Source organism: Streptomyces xylophagus (genome assembly GCF_000716435.1).
Taxonomy (GTDB): Bacteria; Actinomycetota; Actinomycetes; order Streptomycetales; family Streptomycetaceae; genus Streptomyces; species Streptomyces xylophagus.
Genome location: NZ_JNWO01000007.1, coordinates 561,798 through 588,249 on the forward strand (window position 1 = coordinate 561,798; position 26,452 = coordinate 588,249).

A 26,452-nucleotide genomic window follows, 5' to 3' on the forward strand; every position below is an offset into this window, starting at 1 on the left:
GCTCACACGATGTGACGGTTGATGAAGGCGTGCCACATGGCAGTCGCGTGTGCCGGGGTGTGACGGTGGCCTCCCGCGCAGCCATAAGGCTCTTTGTCGGGGCTCGCGAAAGCACGGAGCGGAGCGTGAAGTCCGGGGTTGATGCCGGGAGTTGACTGCGTGCCGAACTTTCCGAACACGGCGCATCTCAGCCCCGGTCCGAGGGCAAGTCCGAGCCCGCCAGAATCGGCCGTGGCTCCGACACCGGAGAGGGACTGTCCCCATGTCAGATCTTGCTGCCGAGCTCACCGCGTTCATGAGGCGGTACGAGCAGGCCGCCAACAGTCACGACATCGGTCGGGTGGCGCCGTTGATCGTTTCGGATGCCGTCTACTGGTTCTCCGACGGTTCCCATCGGGGCCTGGGCGAGATCACCGGAGCGATCGAGCGGACCTTCGTGGCCATCCAGGACGAGGTGTACGAAATCAAGGAGCTCGAGTGGATCGTCCTGGCCGCCGACCACGCCGTGTGCCGGTATCGCTTCTTCTGGACGGGAGTGGTCGACGGCCGGCCTCGGTCCGGACAGGGACGGGGCACGAACGTGCTCGTGAGACGGGATGGTGGGTGGAAGGTGCAGCACGAGCACTTGAGTACCTGATCCGCGGGTCCGCTCACCGTGGACGCGTCGGCCCGGGGTGACAACCGGTCGGCGCCGCTAGGCCGTGTCCGCACCCTTCCCTGTCACCATCCGCTCCAGCCGGTCGAACCGCTCGTGCAGGGCCCGCACCGTCTCCTCCCCCAACTCCTCGGCCCCGCGCGCGAGATGATGCCGGCGGCGCTGTTCGCGGCCCACGAACCACGTGGCCAGCGCTGCGGTGACCAGGCCGTACGTGGTGATGCCGACGACCATCACCACCGAGCCGACGACGCGGCCCCACAGTGTCACCGGGTAGAAGTCGCCGTAGCCGACGGTGGTCGCCGTCTCGATCGACCACCACAGGGCCTTCGGGTACGTCGTCAGATTGGCGCCGCGTGCTCCCTGTTCGGCGACGGTCACCGCCCAGGAGCCGACGAGCATCACCACGCCGAGGACCGCCGTCGCCGCGCCCGCCGCCTTCAGGTGGAGCGAGCGGCCCTCTCTGCCGAGCAGCAACTCGACCGCCCTGGTGAGGAATCCGGGCAGCATGGTCACTCCTTCGCGTCACGGTGCCGGGGCCTGGGGCCAGTGTCGGGGCGGGCGGGGGCGCGGGCATGCCGGGCGGGGCGTTCGAGTTGCCGTACGACGTACGGCGTTGTGCGCTGGGGGCAGTGCCGGTCGTCCGACCACGCGCCCCACTCGACGGAGGTCCCTGCCATGACCGCGGAACCCCGAGCCGTGCCGGAGACCTTCGCGTTCACCTGTGGTGACTGCGGCCACTCCTGGGAGGCCACCTTCCAGGTCATGTTCTTCACGAACCCGACCGACGCCTCCGGACTGACCACACAGGAGTACGTCGACGAGGACGGGAAGGCCCTCAGGTCACCCCTCGCCGACGCGATCTGCCCCAAATGCGGCGGGCGCACGGTGCATGTGCTGGAGGCCGGGCTCGCCGAGCGGGCGCGTCGCGCGGAGCAGCACCAACCCCGTCCGCCCCATAAACACCACGAACACCGTCTGCATCTGCCGCACCGGCATTCCGGCCCGCCGGAGGACCAGGCCCACTGACGCGCCGCTCGCCCGAGGGGACTGGACGCCCTGGCATTCCGCTCGCCCGAGGGCACGCGATGCCCCGCCCTACACCACTCACCTGCGGGAACGCGACCTCCTGACCCGCGGTGACTCACCCGAACGGCCCCCTGCGCTGGAGGGTCGGGCGGCCCGATGGTGCGCTGAGGGGACCTGCCACTCCCCCTGGAGGCCTCGCCATGCACCGTCGCCCGCCTTCCCGCACCGCCCGTGTCCTCGCCTCGGTCCTGGCGACGGGCGCGCTGCTGACCTGCGCGGCCTGCTCCGGCCAGGGCGAGGGCGGCGGCGATGCGGGCCGTGACAGCGCCTCGGACGTCGCCGCCTCCCCGCTCGCCGCCGAGTCCCCCCTCGCCTCGCCCCGCACCGGGAAGTCCGCCACCCCAACCCTCACCGAAGCCGGAGCCAAGGCCGCGCTGATCACCGAGGCCGACCTCGAGGACAACTGGACGCAGGTCAAGGACGCCGCCGGCTGGGGAGACAAGCTGGTCATCGGCAACGTCGACGTCGCAGATTTCCTCACCGCGAAGACGAACGCCGCCGACTGCCAGAAACTGCTCGACGCGCTCTACGGCAACGATCTCCTCGGCAAGCCGTCCGGCGCGTCCGCGCTGACCGGCTTCGAGGAGAGCAACTCCCGGCTGCTCTACCAGGTCGCCGCCTACGACCGCGCCCGCCTCGGCACCTCCCTGAACTGGCTGAAGACGTTGCCGGTGAAGTGCGACCAGTTCACCGCGACCGACTCCAAGGGCGGCCACCGGACGGTCCAGGTCATCGAGAACCCGGTGCCCTCCGTGGGCGACGCCCGGCAAGGTCTGCAGGTCACCGTCACCGGCACGAGCAGCAGCCAACCGACCACTCTCACACTGCAGTTGGCCGTCGTCCGGGTCGGCACCGACGCGATCACCGTCACGTCCGGCGGACTCGACGGCACCGAGACCGACACGACGAAAGCCGCCGTGCAGCAGGGCGCCTCGCGTCTGAAGGACGTCCTGGCCGGACGGACACCGCCCGCCCAACCCGGCAACCTGGACTGACAGTTCGCCACCCCGAAGAAGATTCGCCCCGATCGTCGCGAACCCCTGGGCCGAGTGATCATCTGGCGGCACAATGGCGGGGACGACCGCACGGGCGACAAGGAGCCACGACGTGAGTGACAGCGACACCCCGGCAGACGGACCGACCCGGCTCAACACCGGTGTGGCGCACAACGCGCGCGTGTGGAACTACTGGATCGGCGGCAAGGACAACTACGAGATCGACCAGCGGGTCGGCGAGCACGTCGCCGGAATGTTCCCGGTGATCCGTGAAGTGGCGCGTGCCGACCGGGACTTCCTCGGCCGGGCGGTCCGCTTCCTCGCGACCGAGCGCGGGGTACGGCAGTTCCTCGACATCGGTACCGGACTGCCGACGGTCGACAACACGCACGAGATCGCGCAGCGCGCCGCCCCGGACGCGCGCATCGTGTACGTCGACAACGACCCCCTCGTCCTGATCCACGCCCGCACACTGCTGACGAGTACCCCCGAGGGCGTCACCGACTACATCGACGCGGACGTGCACGACCCGGCGTCGATCGTCCAACGAGCCGCCGACACACTGGACTTCGACCAGCCCATCGCGGTGATGATGCTGGGCATCTTGAACTTCATCCTCGACACCGAGAAGGCCCGCGAGGTCGTGCGCCGGGTCATGGCCTCGGTCCCCTCGGGCAGTTTCCTGGTCCTCACGCATCCCACCTACGACGCCGACCTCGGCGGCGAGGGCAACGTCCCGGCCATGGAGTTCTGGAACGAGAACGCCACTCCCCCGATCACCGCCCGCAGCCGCGCCGACGTCGCCGCCTTCTTCGAGGGCCTCGACCTCCTCGACCCGGGCCTCGTCCCGTGCTCGCGGTGGCGCCCGGACTCCGACTCCCCGGCCGTGGTACCGCAGTTCGGCGCGGTGGCCGTGAAACCCTGACACGGAGACGCCTACCGTTCAGGACGCGACCGTGGAGGACGTATGACCACCCTTGCCGACCCCCTGCCCGGCGGCCGTCCCGGCGAGGTCGAGCGCGCCACCGCGCTGGCCGCGGAGTTGACCGGGCGGGGCGTGCACGGGATCGTCCTGGCCTACGTCGACACCGCGGGCGTGGGCCGGGTGAAGACGGTCCCGACCGCGAAGCTCGCCTCGGCGGCGGCCTGGGGCGTCGGCATGTCCCCGGTGTTCGACACGTTCCTCGCGAACGACTCCATCGTCACCACCGACGTCCTCGGCTCCCCGGACGGCGACCTGCGCCTCTACCCCGACCTCGACCACCTGGCCGTCCTGGCCGCACAACCCGGCTGGGCCTGGGCACCGGTCGACCGCATCACCCAGGAGGGCGAGCGGCACCCCGGCTGCAGCCGCACCTTCCTGCGCCGTACGCTCGTCGACGCGGAGCGGCTCCACGGGCTCACCTTCCGGGCGGGCATCGAGATCGAATGGGCGCTCGGCCTGGACACGACACCCGCCGGCGAGTTCGTCCCCGCCACGACCGGCCCGGCGTACAGCGCCACCCGACAGGTCGAACTGAGCGACTACGGCGCCGAGTTGCTGTCCGCCCTGGCGACCCAGGGCGTGGACGTGGACCAGTTCCACCCCGAGTACGCGGCCGGGCAGTTCGAACTGTCCGTGGCCGCACTCGACCCGGTCGCGGCGGCCGACCGCAGTGTCCTCGTACGACAGACCATCCGCGCGGTGTCCCAACGCCACGGCCTGCGCGCCTCGTTCACGCCGGCCGTCCTCGCACAGGGCGTCGGCAACGGCGGGCACATCCACCTCTCCGCGTGGCGCGACGGGACGAACCTGCACACCGGGGGCGACCGCCGCTACGGCATGACGGCCGACGCCGAGTCGTTCGCGGCCGGCATCCTGGCCCACCTCCCGGCCCTCACCGCCGTCACGGCGCCCAGCCCCGCCAGCTACTTCCGCCTCCAACCCTCCCAGTGGGCAGGGGTGTTCACCGCCTGGGGCCGCGAGACCCGTGAGGCCGCGGTGCGCGTCGTCACCGGTACGGCGGGCCAGAGGGCCCAGGCGGCGAACCTGGAGGTGAAGCCGGTCGACCTGGCCGCCAACCCCTATCTCGCCCTCGGCTGCCTGATCGCCGCCGGCCTCGACGGCCTCACCTCGTCCGCCGCCCTGCCCGAGGAGACCACCGGAGACCCCGCGCACCTCGGCGCCTCGGAGGCCGAGACCCGTGGCGTACGACGTCTGCCGGCCTCCCTCGCCGAGTCCGTCGCGGAGTTCCGCAAGGACGAACACCTGCGGGCCGCGCTGGGTCCGGTCCTCGCCGACGCGGTGATCGCCGTACGGCAGGGCGAGATCGCGGCCGTAGCGGAGCTGGACGACGAGCAAGTGGCTGCCGCGTACCGCTGGAAGTACTGACGATGGGCACCGGCCCGGTCCACGAGGCGCTCGCCGCACTGGAGTTGGTGGATCACCACTGCCACGGAGTGGTCACCGGCGACCTCGACCGGCCGGCCTTCGAATCGCTGCTCACAGAGGGGGACCTCTGGCCCGGCAGCGGGATCTCGACGTTCGACAGCCCGGTCGGGATCGCCGTACGCCGTTACTGCGCACCGCTGTTGGACCTGGAGCGGCACGCGCCCGCCGACGAATACCTGGCCCGGCGCGCCGAGTTGGGGCCGCACGAGGTCAACCGGCGCTTCCTGGCCGCCGCGGGCACCGGCGTTTTCTGCGTCGACACGGGGTTCGCGCCGCACGTCATCACCTCGCCCGCCGAACTCGCCGAGGCGGCGGGCGCCGTAGCCCATGAGGTCGTACGACTTGAGGCCGTAGCGGAGTCCGTGGCCGCGCGGGGTGTCGAGCCGGACGGGTACGCGCACGCGTTCCGGGCGGACGCGCTGGACGCGGTGCGGCGGCCGGGGGTGGTGGGGGTGAAGTCGGTGGCCGCGTATCGGACCGGGTTCGACCTCGATCCGGCAAGGCCGTCGGCGGAAGAGGTGACCCGGGCGGCCCGTGCCTGGCTGGCCCGTGGTGGGCGGCTCGAAGACCCGGTGCTGGTACGGGAGTTGCTGTGGACGGCGGTCGACCTGGGGCTTCCCCTCCAACTGCACACTGGCTTCGGCGACAACGACATCCGGCTGCACCGGACGGACCCCGCCCTGCTCACGGACTGGCTGCACCTGACCTCCGGCACGATCCCGGTGCTGCTCCTGCACTGCTGGCCGTATCAGCGTCAGGCCGGCTATCTGGCCGCCGTCTTCGAACAGGTGTACCTGGACATGGGGCTCACCCTGCACCATGTGGGACCGGTCCGGGCGCGGGCAGTGCTGGCGGAGGCGATGGAGATCACACCGTTCCGCAAACTTTTGTACAGCTCCGACGCCTATGGTCTGGCGGAGTTCTACGGTCTCGGCGCGCTGGCGTTCCGCCGGGGTCTGGGGGATCTGCTCCAGGACCGGGTGGACGCCGACGAACTGGGTCTGCCCGACGCGCTGCGACTGGCACGCTGGGCGGGAGCCGACAATGCCCGCCGGGTCTACCGGCTATCCGACGGACACTGAAAGTATGATCAAGCAATGTCTGACATGACCGATACCACGCCCGGTTGGCTGTCCGCCGACGACCTCGAACAGGCACGCGCCCGCATGCCGATCCTCTACGTCGAGGCGGTTCCCGTCCGCGTCGACGACAGCGGGGAGGTGACCAGCATCGGCCTGCTGCTGCGCATCGGCCCCGACGGCACGGTCAACCGCACCCTCGTCTCCGGCCGCGTGCTGCACCACGAGCGGGTCCGCGACGCCCTCCTCCGTCACCTGGAGAAGGACCTCGGTCCGGTCGCGCTGCCCCGGATCCCGACCTCGCTGCAGCCGTTCACCGTCGCCGAGTACTTCCCGACGCACGGCGTCACCCCGTACCACGACCCCCGGCAGCACGCGGTGTCCCTCGCCTACGTCGTGCCTGTCACCGGTGACTGCCGACCCCGGCAGGACGCTCTCGACCTCGTCTGGTTCAGCCCCGAGGAGGCCGCCTCGGAGGCGCTGCGGAGCGAGATGCCGGGCGGGCATGGAGTGTTGCTCAAGCAGGCGCTGGCGCACGTGGGTTGTGTGTCCTGACGGGGGCGCTCAGCCGGTGACACCTCCTTCCGTGAGGCCCGCGAGGACGCGGCGCTGCAGGACGAGGTGGACGAGGACGAGCGGCAGGCTGGTCAGCACCACATGGGCGAACACCAGGTTCCAGCTGACACCGTGCGTGGACGAGGAGGCGAAGGAGTACAGGGTGAGCGGCAGCGTGGCCGACTCGGTACCCCGCAGCAGGAACAGGGCGAAGTAGAAGTCGTTCCAGACCGAGATGATCAGCATGACCGCACCGGTGAAGAGCACCGGGGTGAGCACGGGCAGCAGGATCGACAGCGCGGACGTGTAGTACGCGAACCGCAGCGTCCTCGAGTCGGAACGGGCGTACGCCCAAGCCGCCATCGAGCCGAGCAGCGGCACGGCGAGGATCGTCGGAACGGCCAGCAGCGCGCTGTTGCGCAGGCCGGTGAAGTACGAGCCTTTGTCGATCACCGTGTGGTAATTCGCCCCGGCGCTCCAGTGCTTGGGCCAGTTGAGTCCCCCGTACCGGGCAACTCCCCGTGTTCGTACGGCGATCGCGCTCACATCGGCACCTCCCGTCGGCGCAGCCATCCCATCAGCGGGACCGCCGTGACGATCACCATCAGCGTGACGCCGAAGCTCAGCGCGCTCGCCGTGCGGCGGACCGCGCCGGCGCCGTCGAGGATCGCCGCCTGGAGGAGCTGCTCCGGGATGCGGTTGAGGCCGACGATGTAGACGAGAGTGATCAGGCCGCTCAGCTTCCACGAGCACGCGGCTGCGCGCGGGCGCCGGCCGGGCGGCCGTGGAGCTGCCCGGCCGGCGACACCGTACTCACCGGCCTCCAGGCCGAGTTGAACGCCTGCACCGGCCTGGACCTCAAGGCCGCGTCGCCGTTCCCCGCCACCTGTGTGGTCACCATGGTGAACGGCGCCGCCAAGTACATGGCGGACGCCGGGAGTTACGAGCGGATCACCTACGAGGCGATGAACTCCCGGTACGAGAAGGGCGCGGCCGAGACCGTCGCGGCGCGGCTCGCGGAGATGCTCCGGTCGCTGTGAGCCGCCCGCCACCGCGCCAAGTCACGTCCACTCAGCCTGAGTTGCTGTCGCCGTCAGGCCGAGCAGCGCTCGATCACTCGCCCAACCGACCGCCGTCACAAGGCACCCGCACCGGTCCGCGTCGCGGTGACCGCCACCGTGGCATAGCGCATGGTGAAGCTGCCGCCGGCCTTGTCCACCGCAGCCCCGACACCCTCCAGGAGTTCCGCCAGCTTCTCCTTCGGGAGTCGGGTCAGCAGGCCGATGGTGGGCAGTTGGTCCAGCCAGGTGTCCCGGGTGTAGGTGCGCTGCCAGTCGAAGCGCCACTCCTCCGAGTCGCTGAAACCGCCTGCCGCACGGAACCCGTCGGCGGCCTTGGTGAGCATCGGTGCGTAGGCGGTCTCGGGCGGCCCGGACAGCCACCGAAGGTTGACCGGCGCTTCGGGCAGGACCTGTTCGTAGACCTCGGCGAAGGCTTCCGCGATGTCCGGCGGGAGTTGGAGGACGTGCCAGAACGCGGCCAGCCGTCCGCCGGGACGCAGTACCTGTGCGGCCTTGGCCGCCCCCGCGACGGGATCGATCCAGTGCCAGGCCTGGGCCGCGACCACCGCGTCGAACTTCCGCCCTGCCGGGTCCCATGCCTCCAGCGTCGACACATCGACCTCGACGCCGAGTCGGCGCGCCACCTCCGCCATCCGCGCGTCGGGTTCGACGCCGAGCACCCGGCAGCCCGCCGCCTGAAACTGCCGTGCCGCGATACCTGTCCCGCAGCCGGCGTCCAGGACGTCGGGCCCGGGGCTACCGGTGACGATCCGCTCGATCAACGCGCCGGGATAACTGGGCCGGGCCCGCTCGTAGCGCTCGGCGTCGGTGCCGAACGACTCCGCGATCTGCCGGGCCCGATGGGAATCCCGCACAGTGAGCCGCGTGCCCTCGGACTGCTCCGCTTGCGAAACCGGCTCGGGCTGTTCGGACCGTCCAGGTCGTTCAGGCTGCTCAGAGGGGAGAGTGGGCATGCGCCCACCATAGTGGGCACCCGCCCACTCGTCTACGGTTGGGCGGGCGCCCACTTGTCCGGGCGCGAAGGGAAGGACGCACGGTATGCCGACAGGGGTGGCCCTGCGCGATCCGCGGGAGCAGCTGTTCGACGCCGCCGAGCGGATCCTGCTCCGGGACGGACCGAACGCGCTCACCAGTCGGGCGGTGACCACGGAGGCGGGCTGCGCCAAGGGCGTCCTGCACCGGCACTTCACCAACTTCGACGCCTTCCTCGCCGACCTCGTCCTGGACCGCATCGGCCGGCTCGACGCCCAGTCCGCCGCCCTCCGCGACGCCGCCGGGACCGGCACCGTCGCCGACAACGTCACCGGTGCGCTGTCGGACCTGTTCGGTTCGGTCGCGGTGGCGATCGTCGGCCTGGTCATCTCCCGTGACGCCCTGCGCACCCGCCTGCGCCGCACCACGCCGACCGGCATCCCGCTCCTGACGGAAGCCACGGCGATGTTCACCTCGTACCTCACGGCGGAACGCGACCTCGGCCGCATCACCCCGGACGCCGATGTCGACACCCTCGCGCGCACCCTGATCGGAGCCGGACACCTCCTGGCCGCCGGCCGGCCGGACACCCCGCCGGAGACCGAGGCCTTCCACCGCGTCGCGACCACGGTCCTCGCGGGCGTGACACAAGAACGGCCTGCCGGTTAGCCAGGGTGACCCCTCGGTGGAACGGGCGGTGCTCTCGTGAGCGGTGGAGTGGCACAGCCAGGACCGGGCGACACGGGAAGCGAGCATGCGGGACTTCCACCACCCCGATGCCTCAACTACCCACCCACCAGGGTCAGTTCTTGCCCTTGCTGACGACCCACCTACCGCCCACCCAGTTGCCGACCGTCTCGTAGCCGGAGCGGAAGGAACCGAGCCAGTCGAGCTTGAGGGCGGCCTCGGCGGTGGACTTGACGGGGGTGTAGCTGCTCGCGTCGGCGGCCGGGCCGCCCGTGGTGTTCTTGGCGTAGTACGGGAAGGTGTAGACCGGGCGGGAGGCGGTGGTGTTGCCGCTGCTGTCCGCCGACTTGGTCGTCAGGCTCGCCGGGGCGTCGCCCTTGGTGACCCAGTCGGTGATCGCGGTCAGCGCGTCGAAGGTGTCCGGGCCCTGGCCGCCACCGCAGTGCGCGACGCCGGGGAGCAGGAACAGCCGGGCGAAGGTCTTGGTGGCCGCCTCGCCGCCCACGGCCTTCTCAACTGCCTTGTAGTAGGCCATCGTTCCTACGGCGGGAATGTGCTGGTCGCCCAGGCCGTGCCAGAGGATCAGCTTGCCGCCGGCCTTCTTGAACGCGGTGAGGTCGGGGTCGGTGGCGTCGTACATGCCCTCGCCCAGCCGCATGACCTTCTTGTAGTAGGCGGCCGTGAACTTGATGTCCTTGTAGGTCAGGGCCGGTTGGGGGCTGTCGAAGATCTGGTAGCGCAGGGTCTCTCGGACGAAGCTGATGTCACCGGAGTTGGCGGTGGCGGTGGCCGGGGTGATGATTCCGGCCCAGTTCACCTCGGAGCCGCGCAACTGGTAGCCCGGGTAGAGGAGTTGGCCGTGTTCGTCGGTGGGTCCGGCGTAGATGCGGCGCAGGGTGGTGACCTGGTCGGCGGTCAGGCAGTAGGCCTCGGACGTCGAGGTCCGGCCGGTCGCGCACTGGATGGTGCCGGGGTCCCAAGTGCAGCTCAGCGGGTCGGTGATGATGCCGTCGGCGGGGGCGCCGCAGCCCTTGAGCACGGCCTTGTGGAGGTCGGCGAGGTCGGCGTTGGTGAGGGTGGCCGGGCCGCCGTTCAGGTAGACGGACTGGGCGGTCCAGGCGTGCGAGAAGGTGTTCAGTGCCGTGAAGTTGTTGGCCGGGGCGCCGGCGATGATGCCGTCGAAGTCGGTGGGGTAGCGCTGGGCCTCGGTGAGGGCCTGGTGGCCGCCCTGGGAGCAGCCGTCGAAGTAGGAGTGGGTGGCCGCCTGGCCGTAGTACTGCTTGATGACGGCCTTGGCCGCCTGGACCAGTTCGTGGTCGGACTTGTAGCCGAAGTCGGCGCGCAGGGTCGGGTCGGTGGAGAAGAGGCCGCCGCCCTGGTAGTGGCCCTCGTCACTGGACGCGACGGCGAAGGCGCCGGTGGTCAGCGGGACGCAGCCGGCCGAGGCCGGGGCGCTGGTCACGTTGACGTTGCCGCACAGGCCGCCGCAGCCGACCTGGAGGTAGTTGGCCTGCCAGCCGGTCTCGGGGAGCTTGATCTCGAAGTGGAGTTGAGGGGCGATCACGCCCTTGACGTCACAAGCGGCCCAGCTGCCAAGGGTGTTGGCGCTCGCGGCGAGTTCGGTGGCCGAGGTGATCTCGAAGGGCAGGCCGGGGACGGCGGCGGCCAGGTCGAGTTGGGCGACGGCGGAGCAGGACATGGCCGGTGCGATGCCCGAGGTCGTGGTGCTCGCCGAAACAGCCTTCGCCGAGGCCGAGTTGGCGACCTGCGCACTGCCGGTCGTGCTGTTGGCCAGCGCGACGCCCGCACCGGTCACCAGCGCGACGGCTGCGGCGAGGGTGGCCATGAAGCCGGCCGAGTTCCACCGACACCATCTGATCAGCTTGGGCATGCTGGGTACTCCGTTCGATCGCCGGACCGGGGTCGTGCAGGCACGGCGAGGAACGTAGCTGTCCGTTAATCCGCGGGCAATAGCGTCGACTCTATTGTTGACGATTTCGTCGAAGACTTTGGCCCGATATCGCTGACCAGGCCCGGAGTCGACGCGGGCCGCAACGTTAGCTTTCTTTCTGCGCAACTCATTGTTTGTACCGACCGTTAGGTCTAATTTATCGGCTCTCTGGACCTCCGCTCCGCTCACCCACGGAAGGCCGCCGATGTCCCAGACCGAGATCAGTCCCCCGCCGGCAGACGAGAGACCTCCCTCCGCCGCACGCAATGTCCTCGTCGTCGTCGCCCTCGTATGGACCGTCCAACTGGTCGCGCTCATCGCCGCGTTGTCCGGTATCGCACAGGCCGACGTCGCGATCCACTTCAGGACCACCGAGATCGCCTGGTTCACCCTGATGACCCTGCTGACGGGGACCTTCTTCCTGCCGTTCGTGGTCAAGGCCGCGGCCCTGTTCGGCAAGAGGCGCGTCCTGCTCGTCGCCATCGGGCTGGGCTTCGTCGGCGACCTGGTCGCCGCCGTCGCCACCGACTACCGCACCCTGCTGATCGGCCGCGGCATCGCGGGCGTCTACGCCGCCAGCGCCCCGCTCGCCTACGCCATCACCCGCGACGTGTTCCCCCGCCGCTGGGTCGGACTCGCCAGCGGCATCCTGGCCGGCGGTGTCGGTCTCGTCGCGTTCGGTGGACCGTTCCTGTCCGGCTGGCTGCTCGACGACTACGGCTTCCGCGGTGTCCTGTGGTTCATGGCCGTCAGCACCGCCGTCAGCTTCCTGCTGGTGGCGGCCTTCGTCCCCGAGAGCCCGATCCGTACGGCGGGCGGCCGGATGGACTGGGTGGGCGGCATCCTCCTCGGCGGCGGTGTCACGGCGATCGTCTACGCCGTCGGCCAGGGCTCGCACTGGGGCTGGGGCAGCGGCAAGTTCATCGGCTACGTCATCGGGGCGGCCCTGGCGCTGATCGCCTTCGTCCTCGTGGAACGGCGGGTCACCGAACCCCTGTTCCCGCTCTCCATGACCCGACGCCGCCCGGTGTGGACGGTCCTGCTGGCCACCTCCATCGCGGCCGGCTCGCTCAGCGCCGTGGGCGTGGTGATCCAGCTCCTCATCCTGATGCCTAACATCCCCACCGTCTCCGCGGGGCTGGGCTGGTCCGGAACGCACAACGCCATCGTCACCAGCCCCATCAGCGCGATGATCATCGTCGGGGCCGTGGGCACCGGTTTCCTCGCCCGTCGGCTGGACGCGCGCATCCTTCTGGGCACCGGCGCCGCGCTCGCGGTCCTCGGCTACGGCATCGGCACCCATCTGCACCACAGCGGTCCGCAGATCATCGAGATGGGCGTGATCGCGGGACTGGGCACGGGCATCGTCATGGCGATCGTGCCCATCATGATCATCGAGGTGGTCTCCGCCGAGGAACAGGCGCTGGCCAACGGCGTCCAGACCCTCGGCCAGGGCGTCGCCCAGATCGTCGTCTCCCAGCTGGCCTTCGTGGTGATGGCCCAGCACGGGGCGGTCCTCAAGGGCACCCAGTTCTACCTCGACGCCGGCTTCACCAACGGCCTCTGGCTCGTGGTCGGTTGCGTCGCCGCGGGCGCGCTGCTCGTCGCCCTGATCCCCAGGAGCAGGCATCTCGACGAGGTGGAGGTCGGCCAGGCCGTGGCGGCCTGACACCACGGGCGACACCCCTGCACATGCGGAAGGCCGTTCACCCATCCTCGGGTGAACGGCCTTCGCCGCAGGGCTGGTTCAGACGTCCCGCACGTACTCGGCCGCCGCGTCCAGCAACCAGTCCGTCAGATACCCGGCGAAGGACGAACGGACCAACACCCAGAATCCGCCGCCGGGTTCGTCCCGGGCGACCAGCACGACCTGGGCGCGGGCCAGCGTCGTTTGGGCGCATCGTCCGGGACCGAATGCACGCGGGTGCAGGTCCAGGGGGCAGCCGTGGGCGAGCAGGTCGCGGGCGCGGGCGCCCGAGACGAGGAGGGTGGTGCGCTGGGCCGAGACATCGGTGACGGCCACATGCTCGTCGCCACTCGCCGTCCGGATCCGGTCCTCCACGTCCCGCTGCGTGTCCGGCGGTCCCACCACGAGCCATTCGTCGGGACCGAGCCACAGCGCGGTCAACTCCCCCGCCCGCACAACGGTGTTGGGCTCAAGGGGAAGCGACAGACCGAGCGCGAGTCCTACGGCGTCCGCCGCCGCGCCCTTCGCGTCGAGCCGGACGTTCACCTGGGCCAGGAAGGGGAGTTCGGCCAGCCGGACCGCGCCGCCGGAGGAACGGGTCGCGGCGGCCAGTCGGTCGGCGGCACCCGCGAGGGGGCTGCGGCGCGGGACGGAAAGGGCGGTGTCAGCCATCGCGGCGGGCTCCTTCGGGGTCGTAGAGGACGGGGCTTGCGACGGTGACCGGGATCAGCCGGTCGCCCACGGGGGCGTAGAGGCGCTCGCCGATGCGGTCCCGGCCGCCCTTGATGAGGGCCAGGGCGAAGGTGCGGCCGAGGGCTGCGCTGCGGTAGCTGGAGGTGACGTGACCGAGCATCGGGACGGGCGGGGCGGGCAATACGCTGTCCGCGATCAGTTGCGTGCCCTCCGGGAGGAAGGCGCCAGGGTCCTCCGGAAGCAGGCCGACGAGGTGTTTGCGGTCGGGGCGGACGGCGTCGGCGCGGGCGAAGGAACGCTTGCCGATGAAGTCGGGCTTCTTCTTCGAGACCGCCCAACTCATGCCGAGATCCTGGGGAGTTACCGTGCCGTCGGTGTCCTGGCCGATGATCGGGTAGCCCTTCTCGGCGCGCAGGACGTGCATGGTCTCGGTGCCGTAGGGGGTGATGCCGAAGGGGGCACCGGCCTCGTAGAGCGCCTCCCACAGAGCGAGGGCCTCCCACGGTGACACGTTGATCTCGTAGGCGAGTTCGCCGGAGAAGCTGATCCGGCACACCCTGGCCTCGATGCCCGCGACGGTCGTGTCCCGCCAGGCCATGAACGGGAAGTCGTCGTTGCCGACGGCGAGTTGGGGCGCGAGCGAGCCGAGCACCTCGCGGGAGCGGGGGCCGACCAGGGCGACGGTGGCCCACTGTTCGGTCACCGAGGCGCAGTGGACGCGGAGTTCGGGCCACTCGGTCTGGTGCCACTCCTCCATCCAGTCCAGCACGGCGGCAGCGTTGCCCGTCGTCGTGGTGACCAGGTAGCGGTCCGGTGCGAGGCGGATGGCCGTGCCGTCGTCGAAGACCATGCCGTCCGGACGGCACATCACGCCGTAACGGATCATGCCGACCTTCAGGTTGCTCATCATGTTGGTGTAGAGCCGGTCGAGGAAGACCGGCGCGTCCGGGCCCTGTACGTCGATCTTGCCGAGGGTGGAACCGTCCATGAAGGCGATGCCCTCGCGGGCCGCCGCGCACTCGCGCAGGACTGCCGTCTCCATGTCCTCGCCGTCCTGCGGGTAGTACCAAGGCCGCTTCCACTGCCCGACGTTCTCGAACAGCGCGCCCTGCATGACATGCCAGTCGTGCAGCGCGGTCGTACGGATTGGGTCGTGCAGCGCGCCCCGGTCGCGGCCGGCGAGGGTGGCGAAGGAGACGGGGGTGTAGGGCGGGCGGAATGTTGTCGTACCGAGCGCGGAGACGTCCACGCCGAGGAGTTCGGCGACCACGCCGCTCGCCAGGACGCCCGAGGTCTTGCCCTGGTCGTTGGCCGTGCCCGCCGTCGTGTAGCGCTTGGTGTGCTCGACCGAGTTGAGGCCGGCGCCGGTGGCGCGGGTCAAGTCGCCTACGGTGACGTCGCGTTGGAGGTCGACGAAGTGGGGGGCGTCGGTGGCTCCGGGGACCAGGAAGACCTGCATGGCGGGGGCGGTGTCGGGTTCGGTGGGCACCTGGGGCAGGCTCGGTGTCGCGGCGGTGTAGCCTTCCGCCTCGATCGCGCGGGCGCCTGCGGACGCGCCCTGCGCCAGGACGTCTGCCAGGTCGAGGACGCCGTTCGCGCTGCCCGCGACCTCGACCGCCTGACGGCAGGTGTCGGGGACGAAGGAGCCGAGGGTGTCGTCGTAACGGAGCTTGCCGCCTGCCTGGCTGAAGAGGTGGGCGACCGGGTTCCAACCGCCGGAGACCAGCAGGAGATCGGCGGCGAAGTGCCGGGTCGTCCCTGTGGTCTCGCCGTACGGGGCTGCCGTCACGGCGGTGAGTCGCGGGGTGCCCTCTGTGCCGACGACGGCGTGTCCGGACAGCACCTCGATACCGGCCTCGCGGGCTCGGCCCGCCCACTCCACGGGCTCTGACGGGCGCGTGTCCACGATCGCCGCGACCTCGACGCCCGCCGCCGCGAGGTCCAACGCGGCTGCGTAGGCACTGTCGTTGGTGGTGAGGACGACGGCGTGGCGGCCGGGCAGGACGCCGTGGCGGTTGACGTAGGCGCGGGCCGAGGCGGCGAGCATCACGCCGGGGCGGTCGTTGTCCGCGAAGGCAAGTGAGCGTTCGTGGGCGCCTGTTGCGAGGACGACGCGGCGGGCGCGGATGCGCCAGACGCGTTCTCGGGAGACGTGGGTGGGGGCTGTTGCGCCGAGGTGGTTGGTGCGGCGTTCCACGGCGAGGAGGTGGTTGTCGTCGTAGTGGCCGAAGACGGTGGTGCGGGTCAGTACGCGCACGTCGGGTGCGGTGCTGAGCTCCTCCTTCAACTCCGCTACCCAGTCGAGGAGTTGGGCCGCGTCCAGGAGGGTGCCGCCCAGTTCGGGGCGGTCGTCGGCGAGGATGACTCGGGCTCCGGTGCGGGCGGCTGCCGCCGCGGCTGCGAGGCCGGCTGGGCCTGCGCCGACCACGAGCAGGTCGCAGTGGGCGTGGACCGCGTCGTAGCGGGCGGGGTCCGGTTCGGTGGCCAGGCGGCCCTGGCCGGGGAGGCTGGTCGCGACCAGGCCGTCGTAGAGCTCGACCGTTGTCGCGGGGAGCATCGGCTCGGGGAAGGGGGCCTCTATCTGGATGACGGCGTTGGGTTCTTCGACGCCGGCCGTGAAGATGCCTCGGGGGCGGCCGAGTTTGATGCTGGTGCCGGTTTGGATGATGCCGTTGGCGAGGAGGGCGGAGGCGAGGGTGTCGCCTTTGTAGCCCGTGTACTCGGTGCCGTCGAAGGTGAAGGTGAGGGGGGTGTCTCGGTGGATTCGGCCTCGGGTGGGGTGGCGGAACGGATTTGTCTCGCCCCCGCCGCCCCTACCCGTCCCATCCTCCAGGGGCTCTGCCCCTTCGACCCCGCTCCCAGGGGGCTCCGCCCCCTGGACCCCCGTCGGCCCTGAAGGGGCCTCGTCCTCAAACGCCGGACGGGCTGAGGGTGCGGGCCCTCGCTGAAAAGTGGACGCCGGACCGGCTGAGGGCGCCTGGCCTGGCTGGGAGGGCGTCGAACGCCCAGTCGCCGTCCCGAAATCACTGGTCTCCGGTCGGGGCTCCCCCGCCCGGTACACACTCAGGATCTCGTTCGTCGACGTGTCCCGTACCGCGTTGAACCACCGGCGGCACCCCGCCGCATGGTTCCAGCGTTCCGCGAACGGGCCCTTGGGGTTGTCGCGGAAGAACAGGTAGCGCGCCCACTCCTCGTCGGTCAGGTCGGCCGGGGTCTCCGGGTAGGCGACGTGGGCCTGGCCGCCGTAGTGGAACTCGGCTTCGTCGCGGGGCCCGCACCAGGGGCAGGGGATCAGCAGCATGGTTGGGCTCCCTAGTGGGCCACCGCGGCGGCGCCGTGCTCGTCGACGAGCGCGCCGGTGGTGAAACGGTCGAGCGAGAAGGGGGCGTTGAGGTGGTGGGGGGTGTCGTGGGCGATCGTGTGGGCGTAGACCCAGCCGACACCCGGGGTGGCCTTGAAACCGCCCGTTCCCCAGCCGCAGTTGAGGTACAGGTTGTCCACCGGAGTCAGACCGACGATCGGTGAGGCATCCGGCGTGACGTCGACGATGCCGCCCCAGGTGCGCAGCACATGCGCGCGGGCGAAGACCGGGAAGAGTTCGAGGGCCGCCGCCATTTGCTCTTCGATGATGTGGAACGCGCCGCGCTGGGTGTAGGAGTTGTACGAGTCGATGCCCGCTCCCATCACCAACTCGCCCTTGTGCGCCTGGCTCACGTACACGTGGACCGCGTTGGACATGACGACCGTGGGGTGGACCGGCTCCAGCAGTTCCGACACCAGGGCCTGCAACGGGTGGCTCTGGAGCGGGAGTTGGATGCCCGCCATGGCCGCGAGGACGGATGTGTGGCCGGCCGAGCAGAGGGCCACCTTGCCCGCCGCTATCGGGCCGAGTGTGGTCTGTACGCCCACCACCCTGCCGTCGACTATGTCGAGGCCCGTCACCTCACAGTTCTGGATGAGGTCGATGCCTGCCGCGTCGGCGGAACGGGCCAAGCCCCACGCCACGTGGTCGTGTTTGGCGATGCCTGCGCGTGGCTGGTACGTGCCGCCCATCACCGGATAGCGCACGTCCTGCGAGACGTTGACGATCGGGCAGACCTCCTTGACCTGCCGTTCGTCGAGCCACTCCGCGTCCACACCGTTGAGGCGGTTCGCCTCTACTCGGCGCACGCTGTCGCGGACGTCCTGGAGGCTGTGGGCGAGGTTGAGGACTCCGCGCTGGGAGAAGAGGATCGGGTAGTCCAGCTCCTCCTCCAGTCCCTCCCAGAGCTTGAGCGCGTGTTCGTAGATGCCCGCGCTCTCGTCCCACAGGTAGTTGGAGCGGATGATCGTGGTGTTGCGGGCCATGTTGCCGCCCGCCAGCCAACCCTTCTCCAGTACCGCGACGTTCGTGATGCCGTGGTTCTTCGCCAAGTAGTGGGCGGTGGCCAGGCCGTGGCCTCCGCCGCCCACGATGACGACGTCGTACGAGCGTTTCGGCTCGGGTGTGCGCCAGAGCCAGTCGGGGTGTTCGGGGAGGTCGGCGCCGGGGGTGCGGGGGGTCATCGGGGGTCGCCCTCCTCGGACAGGTGCGGGTAGAGCGGGTGCTTCGCGGCCAGTGCCTCTGTGCGGGCGCGCAAGTCCTCTATGTCCGGAGCCGGTTGGAGGGCCAGCGCGATCACGTCCGCGACCTCGGCGAAGTCCTCCTCCGTGAAGCCACGGGTGGCCAGCGCCGGGGTGCCGATGCGCAGCCCGGACGTGACCATGGGCGGGCGCGGGTCGAAGGGCACGGCGTTGCGGTTGACGGTGATGCCGATCTCGTGGAGGAGGTCTTCGGCCTGCCTGCCGTCCAATGACGAATCACGCAGGTCGACCAGGACCAGGTGGACGTCCGTGCCGCCGGTGAGGACCTTCACACCGGCGGCCGACGCGTCGGCGCGGGTGAGGCGTTCGGCGAGGATGCGGGCGCCGGCGAGTGTGCGGGCCTGGCGTTCGGCGAACTCGGGTGAGGCAGCGACCTTGAACGACACCGCCTTCGCGGCGATGACATGCTCCAGCGGGCCGCCCTGCATGCCTGGGAACACCGCCGAGTTGATCTTCTTGGCGAGGTCGGCCTCGTTGGTGAGGATGGCTCCGCCGCGCGGGCCGCCGAGGGTTTTGTGCGTTGTCGTCGTGGTCACGTGTGCGTACGGGACCGGATTCGGGTGCAGGCCTGCGGCTACCAGGCCCGCGAAGTGCGCCATGTCGACCATCAGGAGGGCGCCCACCTCGTCGGCGATCCGCCGGAACTCCGCGAAGTCCAACTGCCGTGGATACGCGGACCAGCCCGCGATGATCATCTTGGGGCCGTGTTCCTTGGCGAGGCGTTCCACCTCGTCCATGTCGACCAGGTTGTCGGTCTCCCCCACGTGGTACGGCACCACATTCAGCATCTTGCCGCTGTAGTTGAGGCGCATGCCGTGGGTGAGGTGTCCGCCGTGTGCGAGGTCGAGGCCGAGGATCGTGTCGCCGGGCTTCAACAGGGCGAAGAAGACCGCCGTGTTGGCCTGCGCGCCCGAGTGCGGCTGGACGTTCGCGAAGCCCGCGCCGAAGAGGGACTTGACCCGCTCGATCGCCAACCGCTCGGTGACGTCGACGTGTTCGCAGCCGCCGTAGTAGCGGCGGCCGGGGTAGCCCTCCGCGTACTTGTTGGTGAGGACGGAGCCCTGCGCCTCCAGTACGGCGGAGGGCGCGAAGTTCTCGGAGGCGATCATCTCCAACGTGGACTGCTGGCGGTGCAGTTCGGCGCGGAGCGCGGCGTGGACCTCGGGATCCAGTTCCGACAGGGGAGTGTTCAGCGCGTTCATTCGGCGTTGGTGTCCTTCCGGCTAACCGCGGAGGCGGGACATCGTCGGGTCGAACAGTGGCTCCGCCGCTACGACAGCTTCGACGCGCTCGTCGAAGTAGCCGATGTGCAACTGTGTGCCAGGGGTGGCGAGTTCGGCCGGGAGCCAGGCGTACGCGATGCCCTTGCCGATCGTGTAGCCGTAGGCGGCGCTGGTGACATAGCCGACTGCGCGCTCGCCGTCGTAGACCGGCTCCTTGCCCATGACGACCGAGCTGGGGTCGTCGATGGTGAGGCAGGTCAACTGCCTTTGTACGTCGGCCTTTCGGCGTTCCAGTGCGGCCTTGCCTAGGAAGTCGCCCTTGTCGAGCTTGACGGCGAAGCCGACGCCGGCCTCGTAGGGGTCGTGCTCGTAGGTCATGTCGGTGCCGAAGGAGCGGTAACCCTTCTCCAGGCGGAGGCTGTTGAAGGCGCCGCGTCCTGCGATGACACCGCCGAGGGGCTCGGCCGCCTGCCACAGGGTGTCCCAGAGTTTCTGGCCCTGGTCGGCGGTGGTGTACAGCTCCCAGCCGAGTTCGCCGACGTAGGAGAGGCGCATGGCGGTGACCGGGACCGTTCCAATGTAGGCCCGCTTGGCGCGGAAGTATTTGAGGCCCTCGTTCGTGAAGTCCTCGTCCGTCAGAGGCTGGAGGACCTTGCGGGCCAGGGGGCCCCACAGGCCGATGCAGCAGGTGCCGGGGGTGATGTCTCGGACCTGGACCGTTCCATCGGAGGGGAGGTGGCGGGTGAACCAGTCGAGGTCGAGGTTGCCGTTGGCGCCGACCTGGAACTGGTCGCGGGCCAGGCGCGCGACGGTGATGTCGCTGCGGATGCCGCCGTCCTCGTCCAGCAGGAGGGTGTACGTCACCGAGCCGACCGACTTGGCGACCTTGCCGGTGACCAGGCCCTCCAGGAAGTCGGCGGCGCCCGGGCCGGTCACCTCGAGGCGCTTGAGGGCCGTCATGTCGTACATCGCGACGGTCTCGCGGGTGGCCTGCGCCTCGGCGCCGACGATGGGCGACCAGTACTGGGCCGCCCAGTCGTTCGGGGTGGGGATCGAACGGCCTTCCAGCAGGCCCGAGTTGGCCTCGTACCACTGCGGGCGCTCCCAGCCGTTGGCCTCCAGGAAGACCGCGCCGTGTTCCTGCTGGCGGGTGTGGAAGGGGCTGGTGCGGATCGGGCGCGGCTTACCGGACGGCTGGAGCGGGTGGAGGATGTCGTAGACCTCGACGAAGTTCTGGCAGTCGCGGGCCAGGACGTATTCCGGGGCGAGTTGGTGTTCCTCGAAGCGGTTGACGTCGCACTCGTGCAGGTCGAAGGACGAGCAGAAACCGTCTACCAGCCACTCCGCCATCGCCCGGCCGACGCCCGCCGAGTGCGTGACCCAGACCGCCTCGGCGACCCAGAAGCCCTTGACGTCCGGGGACTCGCCGAGGAGGGGGAAGTTGTCGGTGGTGAAGGAGAAGAGGCCGTTGATGCCCTCCTCGACCTTCGCGTCCTTCGTCGCGGGGAGCAGGGACTGGGTTTCCGTCCAGGCGGGCGCGAAGTCGTCCTCCGTGAACTTGAGGACGGAGGGCATGTCGTCAGCCTCGCCGACCGAGAGGATGTCGTCGGCCGAGATCGGCATCGGGCGGTGGCCGTAGTAGCCGATGCCGATGGCGTCGAAGCGGTCGCGGTAGTAGAGGTCGGCGTCCTGGTGGCGCAGGATCGGGCGGACGGCCTCCTCGGTCTGGCCGGCGAGGGCCGGTACTGGACCGGTCCAGGCGAGTTGGTGGCCGAGCGGGGTCAGCGGAAGGTTCATGCCGACCATGCGGGCGATCTTCGGGCCCCAGATGCCGGCGCAGCACACGACGATGTCGGCGGGGATCTCGCCCTGGTCGGTGAGGACGCCGGTGACGCGGCCGTCGGCCTGCTGGACGTCCAGGACCTCGTGGCGGGCCAGGAAGGTCACGCCGCGGTCCGTGGCGCGGCGGATCTGGGCCTCCACCGCGAGGACGGCCTTCGCGAGGCCGTCGGTGGGGACCAGGAGGCCGCCGAGGACCCTGTCCGGGTTCACCAGCGGGTGGTGCTCGACGCACTCCTCCGGGCTCAGCAGACGGGCCTCGATGCCCCAGGCGGTGATCCAGCCGTGGCGGCGGTGGAGTTCGGCGACGCGCTCGGGGGTGGTGGCGACTTCGAGGCCGCCGACCTGGAGGAAGCAGGGCTTGCCGTCGACGTCGAGGGAGCAGAACTTCTCGACCGTGTAGCGGGCCAACTCGGTCATGGTCTTCGAGGAGTTGGTCTGGAAGACCAGCCCCGGCGCGTGCGAGGACGAGCCGCCGGTGGCGGGCAGCGGGCCCTGGTCGACCACGGTCACTTCGGTCCAGCCTCGCGCGGAGATCTCGTCCGCGAGCGCCGCCCCCACGACGCCCGCTCCGATGATGACCACTCGGGGTCCCGCCATCGCCGCACCTCCGGCTAGAAAGCAATCCGGTTGCTGTCTGCGCAACATGCTTCAGGTTGCGCAACTCAATGTGCCCGGCGTGAGGAGCGGGTGTCAAGGGGTCCCGTGACGTCGGACGACGCCCCCGAGCACCGGCCGGAACACGGCGATGCCCGGTGGGCGGTACGCACCTGCGCGCACCGCCCACCGGGCATGGTCAACCGTGTTCCTCCGCCGCCTACTTGAGCCAGGCGTCCACCTTGTCCTTGTTGGCGTCGACCCACTTCTTGGCCGCGGCGTCGTCGGACAGCTTGTCCTGCGCTATGTACTTGGCCACGGTGTTCTGGTCCTCGTTCGTCCAGTTGAAGTTCTTCACCAGGTTGTAGGCGGGGCTGCCCGACTTGGCGAACTTCGCGCTGACGATCTTGTCGAGGTCGTAGACCGGGTAGTCGCAGGCGACCTTCGAGGCGACGGCGTCACAGCCCGTCTTGTACGCGGGCAGCGACACCTTCTTGAGCGCGACCTCGGAGAGGAACCACTGCGGCTCGTAGAAGTAGCCGATGACCCACTGCTTGTTCTTCTCGGCGGTGCGGAAGGCCTGGATGAGCGCGGTCTCACTGCCCGCGTACACCACCTTGAAGTCGAGCTTCAGGTTCTTCACCAGCGCGGCGTCGTTGGTGACGTACGACGGGTCGCCGTCGAGGAGTTGGCCCTTGCCGCCCGACTCGGAGGTCTTGAACTTGGACGCGTACTTGTTGAGGTTCGCGTAGTTCAGGATGTCCGGGTGGGCCTTGGCGAGCCACGGCGGTACGTACCAGCCGATGATGCCTTTGTTGCCGGTCTGGCCGGCCTCGACGGCGGTCTTCTGGCCGGTGATGTACTTCTTCTTGAGGTCGTCGTGGCCCCAGTTCTCCAGGACGGCGTCGACCTCGCCGGTCCCGAAGCCCTGCCAGGCGATCTCTTCCTTCAGGTCCTTCTTGTCGACCGTACAGCCGAGTTGGTGCTGCGCGACGTACGCGACGACCGCCGCGTCCGCCTCGTAGCCCACCCACGGGTTGACCGCGAGGTTGAAGGTCCCGCACTTGCCCGAGCTGCTGCTCGACCCCGAGGAGGTGTCGCCGACCTTCGCCCCGCCGCAGGCGGTGAGGGTGAGGCCGAGGACGGCCAGGCCGGCCGCGCCGGTTCGCCAGTGTCTTGCCATGGTGTCGTGCTCCTTTAAGCGCTGGTTCGGCGCGCGGCCGCCTGAGTGATCCGGTCGAACATGACTCCGAGCAGTACGATGGCCAGCCCCGCCGCCAGGCCCTTTCCGAACAGCTCGCCCTGCGAGAATCCGGCCACGACGTCGTAGCCGAGGGCGCCGGCTCCCACCAGGCCGCCCACAACAACCATCGACAGCACATAGATCAGGCCCTGGTTGGTAGCGAGAGTCAGGGCGCTGCGTGCCATCGGGAGTTGAACCTTGGTGATGATCTGCCAGGTGTTGCAGCCGGCCGCGGTCGCCGCCTCGACGGTGGTCTCGGGCACGTCCCGGATCCCGTCGGCGGTGATCTTGATGGCGACCGGCACGGCGTACACGACGGCGGCGACGATCGCGGTGAAGCGCGACGGTCCGAACAGCGCGAGGAACGGCACGAGATAGACGAACGGCGGCATGACCTGCGCCGCGTCCAGCGTGGGCCGCAGCAGCCGGTCCACCATCATGCTGCGTCCCATCCAGACGCCGAAGGCGATGCCGAACACCATCACCAGGGCCGTCGCCACGATCGTCGAGGCCAGCGTCGTCATGGCGTCCGACCACATACCGGTGCCCACCAGCAGGCCCACGCACACCGCCGTGGTGACGGAGACCTTCCAACCGCCGAGCACCCCGGCGATCCCGACCAGCACCGCGCCGACGAGCCACCACGGGGAGTCGGTGAGCAGCGACTGGAACGGGTTGAGCAGGCCGTTGGTGATCGCGTTGCGGAAGGCGTTCGTGACGCCGGACAGGTTGTCCTGCACCCAGGTCGTCACGCTGTCCGCCGCGCTCGCGATATGGCTGCCGGTGGTGCCGTCGCCGGGGAACTGCGCCGCCCACAGGTACGTGTGCGACAGATAGATCAGCACTACGACGCCCACGGCGCCCGAACCGAGCAGCGGGCGGCGCCACTTGAGGAAGCGGCCGGTCGCGTTGCGGGCCTCTTCCGCACGCGTGCTGGACGCGGTGGTGACCCGGTCGAGGACGATGGCCATGATGACGATGGCCAGGCCCGCGTTGAAGGCCGTACCGACGTCGAGCGACTGGAGGGCCTGCATGACGGTCTTGCCGAGGCCGGGGGCGTCGATCAGGGCCGCGATGGTGACCATGGCGAGGGCGGCCATGATGGTCTGGTTGACGCCCATCACCACGGTCCGCTTGGCCATCGGCAGCAGCACCTTCAGCAGCGACTGCCAGCGCGTCGACCCCATCGAGTCGGCCGCTTCCACCGTCGTCTCCGGTACGGAGCGGATGCCGTGCGCGGTGATGCGGATCGCGGGCGGCGCCGCGTAGATCACCGTGGCGATCACGGCGGAGGCCGGGCCGATCAGGAAGATCAGGGTCAGCGGGGCCAGGTAGACGAAGGTCGGCATCGTCTGCATGAAGTCGAGGAAGGGCGTGATGATCCGGTTGAACCGGTCGGACAGCCCCGCCCACACCCCCAGCGGGATCGCGAACACCAGCGCCACGAGCACGGCGGAGAGCGTCAGCGCCAGGGTGTCCATGCTCTCCTGCCACAGCCCCTGGAGCCCGAAGAAGGCGAAGCCGGCCATGGCGAGCAGTGCGACCCGCCAGTTGCCCACGGCCCAGGACACGAAGCCGGCGATGCCGACGACCCCGAGCCAGCCGATCTGCGGCAGCGGGCGGTCGCCGCTCGGCTGCGAGATCAGGTCCTGGACGAAGGTCACCAGGTTGTCGATGACCAGGCGGATCTCGTTGAAGAAGTAGAGGAAGAGCGGGTTGGAGTTGCGGTTCGCGCCGACCGAGTCGTTGAGGTCGTTGAACCAGCGGTGCAGCCCGGTGAGATCGGCCGCCGCGAGGGTGAGCGTCTGCTTGCCGCGCAGCACGGCGAACAGCACCAGCCAGACGACGAGGATCGCGCCCACCATCATGGGCCGGGTCACCTTGCGTCGCGAGCTTTTCAACTCCGGTGCGGCGTCGGCGACTTGCTGTGCCGGCTCCGGTTTCTCCACGGCGACGGTCATCACGCGTCGCCTTCCTGCCCGGCGACGACCGCGAGGATCTCCTCGTCGCCGACGATGCCGAGCAGCTTGCCGTTCTCGACGACCTTGACCGGCTTGTCGGCCGCCAACACAGCCCGGGTGGCTTCCCGTACGACGACGTCCGGCCCCAACTCGGGTCCGTCCAGGGCGTCTCCGTCCACCGCCGGGCGCATGATCCAGCGCAGGGTGAGGACGTCACCGCGCGGCACGTCCTTCACGAACTCGCGCACGTAGTCGTCGGCGGGCGCGCCGACCAGCTCGTCCCCGGTCCCGCACTGCACCATCTTGCCGTCACGCATGATGAGGATGCGGTCGCCCAACTTGAGGGCCTCGGACAGATCGTGGGTGATGAACACCATGGTCTTGCCGACCTCGTGGTGCAGCCGGATGACCTCGTTCTGCATGTCACGGCGGATCAGCGGGTCGAGCGCCGAGAACGGTTCGTCGAAGAGGAGGACGTCCGGGTCGCCGGCCAACGCCCGGGCGAGACCGACGCGTTGCTGCATACCGCCGGAGAGCTGGTCGGGGTAGGAGTTCTCGTACCCGGAGAGGCCGACCAACTCGACGACTTCCAGGGCCCGTTTGGTGCGTTCGGCCTTGCTCATGCCGCGGATCTCCAGGCCGAACGACACGTTGTCGACGACCTTGCGGTGCGGCAGCAGCCCGAAGTGCTGGAAGACCATGGAGAATTTACGGCGCCGCAGCTCGCGCAGGCGTTTGGCGTCCGCGTCACGGATGTCCTCGCCCTCGAAGACGATCTCACCGGAGGTCGGTTCGATCAGCCGGGTCAGACATCGCACCAGGGTGGACTTCCCGGAGCCGGACAGGCCCATGACGACGAAGACCTCGCCGGGCGAGACCTCGAAGTTCACATCGCGTACGGCGGCGGTGCAGCCGGTGCGGTCCATCAGCTCACGGCGCGTGAGCCCGCACAGTTCCTCTGAGTCGGGAACCTGCTCCGCCTTCGGCCCGAACACCTTCCACAGCTTGCGCACGGATATGACCGGGGTGGGGGCCGAGTCCTGGGGCGTGCCGCGCCGCTGCGGCACCTCGGTCTGTGCTGGGGTCACGA

23 protein-coding genes are annotated in these 26,452 nt (G+C 69.7%); 10 read left to right on the top strand and 13 right to left on the bottom strand.

Annotation, left to right across the window (positions count from 1 at the left end; all coding sequences use genetic code 11):
* Nucleotides 1-262: 262 nt before the first annotated feature.
* On the top strand, nt 263-637 hold the full coding sequence (locus OO70_RS17485; RefSeq protein WP_234336858.1) for a YybH family protein: 375 nt from the start codon (nt 263-265) through the stop codon (nt 635-637).
* Nucleotides 638-694: 57 nt separating this feature from the next.
* On the opposite strand, the gene OO70_RS17490 is transcribed toward OO70_RS17485, so the two are convergent.
* Together OO70_RS17490 and OO70_RS54630 are read right to left on the bottom strand one after the other, a co-directional pair.
* The gene (locus tag OO70_RS17490) at nt 695-1,165 is read right to left on the bottom strand and encodes a potassium channel family protein (protein ID WP_043671274.1); all 471 of its coding nucleotides are present in this window, start codon (nt 1,163-1,165) and stop codon (nt 695-697) included.
* A 2-nt stretch (nt 1,166-1,167) separates the two neighbouring features.
* Nucleotides 1,168-1,335, bottom strand: coding sequence for a hypothetical protein (locus OO70_RS54630; RefSeq protein WP_158711486.1), 168 nt, complete (start codon nt 1,333-1,335; stop codon nt 1,168-1,170).
* Between OO70_RS54630 and OO70_RS17495 the strand changes: the two genes are divergently transcribed.
* The 6 genes from OO70_RS17495 to OO70_RS17520 all read left to right on the top strand — a co-directional run bounded on the left by OO70_RS17495 (nt 1,334) and on the right by OO70_RS17520 (nt 6,804).
* Nucleotides 1,334-1,684 (top strand): hypothetical protein, encoded by a 351-nt coding sequence (locus OO70_RS17495; RefSeq protein WP_043671277.1) that lies wholly within the window; start codon nt 1,334-1,336, stop codon nt 1,682-1,684. The two genes, OO70_RS54630 and OO70_RS17495, sit on opposite strands and share 2 nt — an antisense overlap.
* Before the next feature lie 200 nt (nt 1,685-1,884).
* A complete protein-coding gene (locus OO70_RS17500) occupies nt 1,885-2,739 on the top strand; it encodes a hypothetical protein (protein WP_043671280.1) in 855 nt (284 codons plus the stop codon).
* A gap of 112 nt (nt 2,740-2,851) precedes the next feature.
* A complete protein-coding gene (locus tag OO70_RS17505; RefSeq protein WP_043671283.1) occupies nt 2,852-3,664 on the top strand; it encodes an SAM-dependent methyltransferase in 813 nt (270 codons plus the stop codon).
* 42 nt (nt 3,665-3,706) lie between these two features.
* The gene (locus OO70_RS17510) at nt 3,707-5,110 is read left to right on the top strand and encodes a glutamine synthetase family protein (protein ID WP_043671287.1); all 1,404 of its coding nucleotides are present in this window, start codon (nt 3,707-3,709) and stop codon (nt 5,108-5,110) included.
* Nucleotides 5,111-5,112: 2 nt separating this feature from the next.
* Nucleotides 5,113-6,252 (top strand): amidohydrolase family protein, encoded by a 1,140-nt coding sequence (locus tag OO70_RS17515; RefSeq protein ID WP_043671290.1) that lies wholly within the window; start codon nt 5,113-5,115, stop codon nt 6,250-6,252.
* Between the two features lie 24 nt (nt 6,253-6,276).
* On the top strand, nt 6,277-6,804 hold the full coding sequence (locus tag OO70_RS17520) for an NUDIX hydrolase family protein (RefSeq protein ID WP_019070873.1): 528 nt from the start codon (nt 6,277-6,279) through the stop codon (nt 6,802-6,804).
* Between the two features lie 9 nt (nt 6,805-6,813).
* Here the strand turns inward: OO70_RS17520 and OO70_RS17525 are convergent, their stop codons facing one another.
* Complete coding sequence (locus tag OO70_RS17525) at nt 6,814-7,350, bottom strand: ABC transporter permease family protein (RefSeq protein ID WP_158711487.1); 537 nt, start codon at nt 7,348-7,350, stop codon at nt 6,814-6,816.
* A 287-nt stretch (nt 7,351-7,637) separates the two neighbouring features.
* Between OO70_RS17525 and OO70_RS17530 the strand changes: the two genes are divergently transcribed.
* Nucleotides 7,638-7,844 carry a hypothetical protein gene (locus OO70_RS17530; RefSeq protein WP_043671292.1) on the top strand — a complete coding sequence of 69 codons (207 nt, stop codon included), beginning with the start codon at nt 7,638-7,640 and terminating at the stop codon, nt 7,842-7,844.
* 95 nt (nt 7,845-7,939) lie between these two features.
* Here the strand turns inward: OO70_RS17530 and OO70_RS17535 are convergent, their stop codons facing one another.
* Nucleotides 7,940-8,839, bottom strand: a complete 900-nt coding sequence (locus OO70_RS17535) for a class I SAM-dependent methyltransferase (RefSeq protein WP_407702779.1) — start codon at nt 8,837-8,839, stop codon at nt 7,940-7,942.
* 85 nt (nt 8,840-8,924) lie between these two features.
* Between OO70_RS17535 and OO70_RS17540 the strand changes: the two genes are divergently transcribed.
* On the top strand, nt 8,925-9,527 hold the full coding sequence (locus OO70_RS17540) for a TetR/AcrR family transcriptional regulator (protein WP_043671295.1): 603 nt from the start codon (nt 8,925-8,927) through the stop codon (nt 9,525-9,527).
* Between the two features lie 133 nt (nt 9,528-9,660).
* On the opposite strand, the gene OO70_RS17545 is transcribed toward OO70_RS17540, so the two are convergent.
* Complete coding sequence (locus OO70_RS17545) at nt 9,661-11,436, bottom strand: tannase/feruloyl esterase family alpha/beta hydrolase (protein ID WP_043671298.1); 1,776 nt, start codon at nt 11,434-11,436, stop codon at nt 9,661-9,663.
* 265 nt (nt 11,437-11,701) lie between these two features.
* On the opposite strand from OO70_RS17545, the gene OO70_RS17550 reads away from it, so the two are divergent.
* Nucleotides 11,702-13,165, top strand: a complete 1,464-nt coding sequence (locus OO70_RS17550; protein ID WP_043671302.1) for an MFS transporter — start codon at nt 11,702-11,704, stop codon at nt 13,163-13,165.
* Nucleotides 13,166-13,243: 78 nt separating this feature from the next.
* Here OO70_RS17550 and OO70_RS17555 read toward each other — a convergent pair whose 3' ends face one another.
* The 8 genes from OO70_RS17555 to OO70_RS17590 all read right to left on the bottom strand — a co-directional run bounded on the left by OO70_RS17555 (nt 13,244) and on the right by OO70_RS17590 (nt 26,450).
* The gene (locus OO70_RS17555; RefSeq protein WP_043671304.1) at nt 13,244-13,855 is read right to left on the bottom strand and encodes a sarcosine oxidase subunit gamma; all 612 of its coding nucleotides are present in this window, start codon (nt 13,853-13,855) and stop codon (nt 13,244-13,246) included.
* On the bottom strand, nt 13,848-17,177 hold the full coding sequence (locus tag OO70_RS17560) for a sarcosine oxidase subunit alpha family protein (RefSeq protein ID WP_043671306.1): 3,330 nt from the start codon (nt 17,175-17,177) through the stop codon (nt 13,848-13,850). Before OO70_RS17560 ends, OO70_RS17555 begins: the two co-directional genes overlap by 8 nt.
* Before the next feature lie 11 nt (nt 17,178-17,188).
* The gene (locus OO70_RS17565; protein WP_043671309.1) at nt 17,189-18,421 is read right to left on the bottom strand and encodes a sarcosine oxidase subunit beta family protein; all 1,233 of its coding nucleotides are present in this window, start codon (nt 18,419-18,421) and stop codon (nt 17,189-17,191) included.
* Nucleotides 18,418-19,701 carry a serine hydroxymethyltransferase gene (gene glyA / locus OO70_RS17570; protein WP_043671311.1) on the bottom strand — a complete coding sequence of 428 codons (1,284 nt, stop codon included), beginning with the start codon at nt 19,699-19,701 and terminating at the stop codon, nt 18,418-18,420. The genes OO70_RS17565 and glyA overlap by 4 nt, the downstream gene beginning before the upstream one ends.
* Nucleotides 19,702-19,722: 21 nt before the next feature.
* Nucleotides 19,723-22,161, bottom strand: a complete 2,439-nt coding sequence (locus OO70_RS17575; RefSeq protein ID WP_043671314.1) for a GcvT family protein — start codon at nt 22,159-22,161, stop codon at nt 19,723-19,725.
* A 217-nt stretch (nt 22,162-22,378) separates the two neighbouring features.
* On the bottom strand, nt 22,379-23,341 hold the full coding sequence (locus OO70_RS17580; protein ID WP_043671316.1) for an ABC transporter substrate-binding protein: 963 nt from the start codon (nt 23,339-23,341) through the stop codon (nt 22,379-22,381).
* 14 nt (nt 23,342-23,355) lie between these two features.
* Nucleotides 23,356-25,362, bottom strand: a complete 2,007-nt coding sequence (locus tag OO70_RS17585) for an ABC transporter permease (RefSeq protein WP_043671320.1) — start codon at nt 25,360-25,362, stop codon at nt 23,356-23,358.
* Nucleotides 25,362-26,450, bottom strand: coding sequence for a quaternary amine ABC transporter ATP-binding protein (locus OO70_RS17590; protein WP_043671322.1), 1,089 nt, complete (start codon nt 26,448-26,450; stop codon nt 25,362-25,364). Before OO70_RS17590 ends, OO70_RS17585 begins: the two co-directional genes overlap by 1 nt.
* Nucleotides 26,451-26,452 lie beyond the last annotated feature (2 nt).

What these genes read in the sequence shown, in the direction of transcription:
- OO70_RS17485 (WP_234336858.1), top strand. Translation starts at nt 263, where the DNA reads ATGTCAGATCTTGCTGCCGAGCTCACCGCGTTCATGAGGCGGTACGAG.
- OO70_RS17490 (WP_043671274.1), bottom strand. Translation starts at nt 1,165, where the DNA reads ATGCTGCCCGGATTCCTCACCAGGGCGGTCGAGTTGCTGCTCGGCAGA.
- OO70_RS17495 (WP_043671277.1), top strand. Translation starts at nt 1,334, where the DNA reads ATGACCGCGGAACCCCGAGCCGTGCCGGAGACCTTCGCGTTCACCTGT.
- OO70_RS54630 (WP_158711486.1), bottom strand. Translation starts at nt 1,335, where the DNA reads ATGGCAGGGACCTCCGTCGAGTGGGGCGCGTGGTCGGACGACCGGCAC.
- OO70_RS17500 (WP_043671280.1), top strand. Translation starts at nt 1,885, where the DNA reads ATGCACCGTCGCCCGCCTTCCCGCACCGCCCGTGTCCTCGCCTCGGTC.
- OO70_RS17510 (WP_043671287.1), top strand. Translation starts at nt 3,707, where the DNA reads ATGACCACCCTTGCCGACCCCCTGCCCGGCGGCCGTCCCGGCGAGGTC.
- OO70_RS17515 (WP_043671290.1), top strand. Translation starts at nt 5,113, where the DNA reads ATGGGCACCGGCCCGGTCCACGAGGCGCTCGCCGCACTGGAGTTGGTG.
- OO70_RS17520 (WP_019070873.1), top strand. Translation starts at nt 6,277, where the DNA reads ATGACCGATACCACGCCCGGTTGGCTGTCCGCCGACGACCTCGAACAG.
- OO70_RS17535 (WP_407702779.1), bottom strand. Translation starts at nt 8,839, where the DNA reads ATGCCCACTCTCCCCTCTGAGCAGCCTGAACGACCTGGACGGTCCGAA.
- OO70_RS17540 (WP_043671295.1), top strand. Translation starts at nt 8,925, where the DNA reads ATGCCGACAGGGGTGGCCCTGCGCGATCCGCGGGAGCAGCTGTTCGAC.
- OO70_RS17545 (WP_043671298.1), bottom strand. Translation starts at nt 11,436, where the DNA reads ATGCCCAAGCTGATCAGATGGTGTCGGTGGAACTCGGCCGGCTTCATG.
- OO70_RS17550 (WP_043671302.1), top strand. Translation starts at nt 11,702, where the DNA reads ATGTCCCAGACCGAGATCAGTCCCCCGCCGGCAGACGAGAGACCTCCC.
- OO70_RS17555 (WP_043671304.1), bottom strand. Translation starts at nt 13,855, where the DNA reads ATGGCTGACACCGCCCTTTCCGTCCCGCGCCGCAGCCCCCTCGCGGGT.
- OO70_RS17560 (WP_043671306.1), bottom strand. Translation starts at nt 17,177, where the DNA reads ATGCTGCTGATCCCCTGCCCCTGGTGCGGGCCCCGCGACGAAGCCGAG.
- OO70_RS17565 (WP_043671309.1), bottom strand. Translation starts at nt 18,421, where the DNA reads ATGACCCCCCGCACCCCCGGCGCCGACCTCCCCGAACACCCCGACTGG.
- glyA (WP_043671311.1), bottom strand. Translation starts at nt 19,701, where the DNA reads ATGAACGCGCTGAACACTCCCCTGTCGGAACTGGATCCCGAGGTCCAC.
- OO70_RS17575 (WP_043671314.1), bottom strand. Translation starts at nt 22,161, where the DNA reads ATGGCGGGACCCCGAGTGGTCATCATCGGAGCGGGCGTCGTGGGGGCG.
- OO70_RS17580 (WP_043671316.1), bottom strand. Translation starts at nt 23,341, where the DNA reads ATGGCAAGACACTGGCGAACCGGCGCGGCCGGCCTGGCCGTCCTCGGC.
- OO70_RS17585 (WP_043671320.1), bottom strand. Translation starts at nt 25,362, where the DNA reads ATGACCGTCGCCGTGGAGAAACCGGAGCCGGCACAGCAAGTCGCCGAC.